This is a genomic window from Proteus faecis (assembly GCF_030286765.1).
Taxonomy (GTDB): Bacteria; Pseudomonadota; Gammaproteobacteria; order Enterobacterales; family Enterobacteriaceae; genus Proteus; species Proteus faecis.
On record NZ_JASVWV010000035.1, the window covers coordinates 1 to 4,741 of the forward strand.

Annotated in this window: 4 protein-coding genes, 5 tRNA genes and 2 rRNA genes; 1 reads left to right on the plus strand and 10 read right to left on the minus strand. The window is 38.3% G+C overall.

Annotated elements, in window-relative coordinates; all coding sequences use genetic code 11:
* From QSH13_RS18185 to QSH13_RS18205, 5 genes are all read right to left on the minus strand, one after another.
* Positions 1-128, minus strand: a 128-nt coding sequence (locus QSH13_RS18185; RefSeq protein WP_228407520.1) for a GTP-binding protein, incomplete at its 3' end; no start/stop codon positions are given.
* 121 nt (positions 129-249) lie between these two features.
* Positions 250-325 (minus strand) — tRNA-Thr (locus QSH13_RS18190).
* Positions 326-330: 5 nt separating this feature from the next.
* Positions 331-405, minus strand: a tRNA-Gly gene (locus QSH13_RS18195).
* Positions 406-487: 82 nt separating this feature from the next.
* Positions 488-572 (minus strand) — tRNA-Tyr (locus QSH13_RS18200).
* Positions 573-587: 15 nt separating this feature from the next.
* A tRNA-Thr gene (locus tag QSH13_RS18205) sits at positions 588-663 on the minus strand.
* Between the two features lie 437 nt (positions 664-1,100).
* Here QSH13_RS18205 and coaA point away from each other — a divergent pair.
* Positions 1,101-2,048 (plus strand): type I pantothenate kinase, encoded by a 948-nt coding sequence (coaA, locus tag QSH13_RS18210; RefSeq protein ID WP_109396542.1) that lies wholly within the window; start codon positions 1,101-1,103, stop codon positions 2,046-2,048.
* A 130-nt stretch (positions 2,049-2,178) separates the two neighbouring features.
* Here the strand turns inward: coaA and birA are convergent, their stop codons facing one another.
* From birA to rrf (QSH13_RS18235), 5 genes are all read right to left on the minus strand, one after another.
* Positions 2,179-3,141 carry a bifunctional biotin--[acetyl-CoA-carboxylase] ligase/biotin operon repressor BirA gene (gene birA, locus QSH13_RS18215; RefSeq protein WP_109396540.1) on the minus strand — a complete coding sequence of 321 codons (963 nt, stop codon included), beginning with the start codon at positions 3,139-3,141 and terminating at the stop codon, positions 2,179-2,181.
* Positions 3,138-4,172, minus strand: coding sequence for a UDP-N-acetylmuramate dehydrogenase (gene murB, locus QSH13_RS18220; RefSeq protein ID WP_109396538.1), 1,035 nt, complete (start codon positions 4,170-4,172; stop codon positions 3,138-3,140). Before murB ends, birA begins: the two co-directional genes overlap by 4 nt.
* Positions 4,173-4,334: 162 nt before the next feature.
* Positions 4,335-4,450: ribosomal RNA gene (gene rrf, locus QSH13_RS18225) — 5S ribosomal RNA — on the minus strand.
* Positions 4,451-4,500: 50 nt separating this feature from the next.
* Positions 4,501-4,576 (minus strand) — tRNA-Thr (locus QSH13_RS18230).
* A 43-nt stretch (positions 4,577-4,619) separates the two neighbouring features.
* Positions 4,620-4,735, minus strand: a 5S ribosomal RNA gene (rrf, locus tag QSH13_RS18235).
* Between the last annotated feature and the right edge of the window lie 6 nt (positions 4,736-4,741).

Genomic DNA, 4,741 nt, shown 5'->3' on the forward strand with positions numbered 1-4,741 from the left:
GCACCACCGTAAGTTTTAGCTAAAACTGTAGTGATTGCAGCAGTCAGAGTTGTTTTACCGTGGTCAACGTGGCCGATAGTACCAACGTTAACGTGCGGTTTTGAACGTTCAAATTTTTCTTTAGACATTTAAATTGTCCCTCTAAGACACGGAATCGGTGGTTACACCACATCAACCAAGCAGTAAGTAAATTAGCGATTTGCTAGTGCTTGTTAAGATTTTAATCAGGGAGGCAAGAACATGAAGGAGTGGTGCTGATAGGCAGATTCGAACTGCCGACCTCACCCTTACCAAGGGTGCGCTCTACCAACTGAGCTATATCAGCACATCTGGAGCGGGCAGCGGGAATCGAACCCGCATCATCAGCTTGGAAGGCTGAGGTAATAGCCATTATACGATGCCCGCAGAACTCGGCTACCTGACTTAAAATCAGCTTTGTATTCTACTTAAGTGTTTACTAATTTAAAACACTTAAGTTTGGAATTAATGGTGGTGGGAGAAGGATTCGAACCTTCGAAGTCTGTGACGGCAGATTTACAGTCTGCTCCCTTTGGCCGCTTGGGTATCCCACCAAACCTAATTTTTAATGGTGCCGGCACCAAGAGTCGAACTCGGGACCTACTGATTACAAGTCAGTTGCTCTACCAACTGAGCTATGCCGGCTAAGTGGTGCGCATTCTAGGAGGACTTTCATCATGATGCAACAAAAAAATTGCGATATTTGTTCTTTTGCTTAGATTTTGTTCACTTTTGATTGAATTGTTGATTTTTTAGGAAAAAAACGACCAAAATGCCAACAAAAAATCATGATAAATTAGCAAGCTAATTTAGCTAATCACTCCCAGATTTATTCATCATCAATAAATTTTTAGAAAAAAATTGATGGCGCCTTTATTAGTCTACGCTAAAAAATTATTTTCATGACTATTTTTTGTACTTTTTTTACAAATTTATTCAGTTCGTGTCAAAAAAAGTAGAAAAAATTTAAAAAATATCTACGCCTACGAGTCATCACTCGTTATGATGCTGTTTATTTTTTATCGGATACGGGTGTTTTAAACAGCCTGTCCAACCTGCGAATATTAGGCAGATGTTGGCTTATGAATAACAAAGAACGCTTTATAACCCCTTATTTAGAGTTTGACAGAAAGCACTGGGCAACGTTAAGAGATTCCGTTCCTTTAACATTAACCGAAAAAGAGATTGTTGATTTAAAAGGAATTAATGAAGAAATTTCTATTGATGATGTAATTGAGATTTATCTTCCTCTTTCAAGATTACTCAATTTTTACATAAGTTCTAACTTGCGTCGTCAAGCTGTCTTAGAGCAGTTTCTTGGAACAAGAAGCGCCAAAATCCCCTACATTATTGGTATAGCGGGTAGTGTTGCTGTTGGTAAAAGTACCACAGCTCGTTTACTACAAGCACTTTTAACTCGTTGGCCAGAACATCGTAAAGTAGATTTAATCACTACTGATGGTTTTCTTTTACCTAATGCAGAGTTAAAGAGACGTGGAATAATGAAAAAGAAAGGATTTCCTGAATCCTATGATATGCATAGCCTTGTCTCTTTCGTTTCTGATATAAAATCAGGTAAAAAACAAGTAACAGCCCCTGTCTATTCTCATTTAGTGTATGACATCATTCCAGATAAAAAACAGGTTATTGAACAACCTGATATTTTGATCCTTGAAGGATTAAATGTATTACAGAGTAATCAGGATTATCCTCATGATCCACATAATGTTTTCGTATCAGATTATGTAGATTTCTCCATTTATGTTGATGCTGAAGAAACATTACTAAAACACTGGTACATCAGTCGATTTTTAAAATTTAGAGAGGGTGCGTTTACTGATCCTGAATCATATTTTAATAATTACTCTAAATTAAGCAGAGAAGAGTCTATTGAAATAGCATCTTCAATTTGGCAAGAAATTAATGGTTTGAATTTGAAACAGAACATTCTGCCTACGAAAGAAAGAGCGAGTCTTATACTAACCAAAGGGCAAAATCATACGATCACCAACGTCCGATTACGTAAATAAATCTAAACAATGATCAGCGTTTGATCTAAATATTATTAGATTATAGTTATTAAAATAGTATCCATAAATAAAAAGCTTTCCCATCTAGGAAAGCTTTTTTAGTTTTAGATGTTCGATGCAATTTAAAACATTACAGTGCACTTCTCAGTGAAATCTCACCACCTATATAAGGTATAATTTTTCCTTCTTGCTCTAAAAGTAAAGCACCTTGATCGTTGATACCTTTGGCGATACCAAAGATCTCTTTTTCACCAATAATAAGCTTCACACGGCGATTCATAAAGTTATCTAAACTTTTCCAACGTTCGATAAACACAGATAACCCTTGTTTTTCAAATTGAACAAATGCTTCTCTTAGTGCATTAGTAATTTCACAAGCAAGATCATTTCTGTCAATTTTAATGCCAACTTGCTCTAAATTAATCCATTGCTGGTTAATGGCTTCATTTTGATTTTTGCTCATCGCAATATTAATACCAATACCTGTGACAATATGAGCAACATCACCTGTTTTTCCTGTTAGCTCAACAAGAATACCTGAAAGCTTTTTATCATTTAAATAGAGATCGTTAGGCCATTTAACTTTAACGTCATCTGCACCAAATTTTTGCAATACTTCAGCCATAATAACACCGACAACCAAACTCAGCCCTATTGCAGCAGCAGGCCCTTGATCGAGTTTCCAATACATACTCAAGTATAAATTTCGACCAAAAGGCGAAATCCATTGGCGCCCTCTTCTACCTCGTCCAGCAGACTGGTATTCAGCAATGCAGACATCACCCGATTTTAATTCGCTAATATGTTGGATCAAATATTGGTTTGTAGAATCTATAACAGGAATAACACTAGCCGGTTCACCTTTGATGTTCTTGTTTACGCTATCCGCATTTAACAAATTCATTGGAGCATCTAGCTGATAGCCCTTTCCTGCAACAGTTTGAACATCAATACCCCAACTACGCAATGTCTGAATATGTTTATTAATACCTGCTCGTGTCATTCCTAAGCTTTCGCCTAGTTGCTCCCCTGAATGGATATTTCCGTCAGCAAGGCGCTCAATTAATAATAAAGGAGTTGGTGTTTCTTTCATGAAATAGCGTCCACTGCATTAATTTCGCCATATTGACCGATAAAACGAACTTCTGGCTCTAAGTGTACACCGAAGCGTTCAAAGACTTTTTGACGTATATATGCAGCTAAATTAACAATATCTTCGCCTGTAGCTAGACCATCTTTGTTGATGAGAACAAGAGCTTGCTTCGTATGAACAGCAGCACCACCAATCTGATACCCTTTAAGGCCACATTGATCAATCAGCCAGCCTGCAGCAAGTTTTACTCCATCTTGTTGAACATATTGAGGACAGAAGGGGGATTCTGCTTTTAAATGCTGTGCAATGCGAGTATCAACAATTGGATTCTTGAAAAAACTACCAGCATTACCTGTTATTGCCGGATCTGGTAGCTTGCTCATTCTCATAGAGCACACAGAACCAAACACCTCTTTTGGCGTTACCGTTTCTAGTGATAATTTTGATAAATCGCCATACGTAAGAATAGGCTCCCATTTTTTGCTAAGCTGTAAACCAACCGCAATAATGGCAAAGCCTTGCTGGTAATGATGTTTGAAAATACTATCACGGTAACCGAACTGACATTCATTATTAGTTAATCGATGAACATGACCTGTACTTAACTCAACAATATCAACATAAGCACAAACATCTTTTAATTCTTTACCATAAGCGCCGATATTTTGTATTGGTGCTGAACCTACATTTCCTGGGATCAGCGCTAAATTTTCCAGTCCATAAATATTCTTTTCTAACAGATATTCAATAAGTGCATGCCAGTTTTCGCCCGCACCAACATGAACAAACCAATATTGCTCATCTTCAGTAATTTCAATACCAGCAATACAGTTACGTATAACAATACCGTTAAAATCTTCTGTAAATAATACGTTGCTGCCACCACCTAGAATAAGCGTTGGTAATTTTTGCTTATGGGCATTTTGCCAATATGTACAAAGCTCATCTTTATTATTTGCAGTTTCTATTTGGTGAGCTTTTGCTCTCAAACCAAATGTATTAAATGCTTGCAATGAAACCAGTTCTTTCATGAAAGTCTACCTCATTTAGCTGATAGCTTAGTTTAACAGCCAAGCATCATTGAGGATAGCAAAGTGATAGGTGATTAGTGTAGAGGTATTACATCTACATTTCAGATGTCTTACAATGCAAAAAAGCCAACCCATTGGGTTGGCTTTCTCGTCTTATTTAATGCCTGGCAGTTCCCTACTCTCACATGGGGAGACCCCACACTACCATCGGCGCTACAACGTTTCACTTCTGAGTTCGGCATGGGATCAGGTGGGACCGTTGCGCTATGGCCGCCAAGCAAATTCTGTTTTATAACTATCTGTTTGTGTAGTTATACTTAATTTTTTATGGTGCTGATACCCAGATTCGAACTGGGGACCTCACCCTTACCAAGGGTGTGCTCTACCAACTGAGCCATATCAGCACTAGTGGCTTATTGTCACCGGCTGACACAGCCTAAATTTGATGCCTGGCAGTTCCCTACTCTCACATGGGGAGACCCCACACTACCATCGGCGCTACAACGTTTCACTTCTGAGTTCGGCATGGGATCAGGTGGGACCGCTGCGCTATGGCCGCCAAGCAAATT

Excerpts from the sequence above, each read along its gene's own strand:
- murB (WP_109396538.1), bottom strand. The coding sequence starts at position 4,172 with ATGAAAGAACTGGTTTCATTGCAAGCATTTAATACATTTGGTTTGAGA.
- coaA (WP_109396542.1), top strand. The coding sequence starts at position 1,101 with ATGAATAACAAAGAACGCTTTATAACCCCTTATTTAGAGTTTGACAGA.
- birA (WP_109396540.1), bottom strand. The coding sequence starts at position 3,141 with ATGAAAGAAACACCAACTCCTTTATTATTAATTGAGCGCCTTGCTGAC.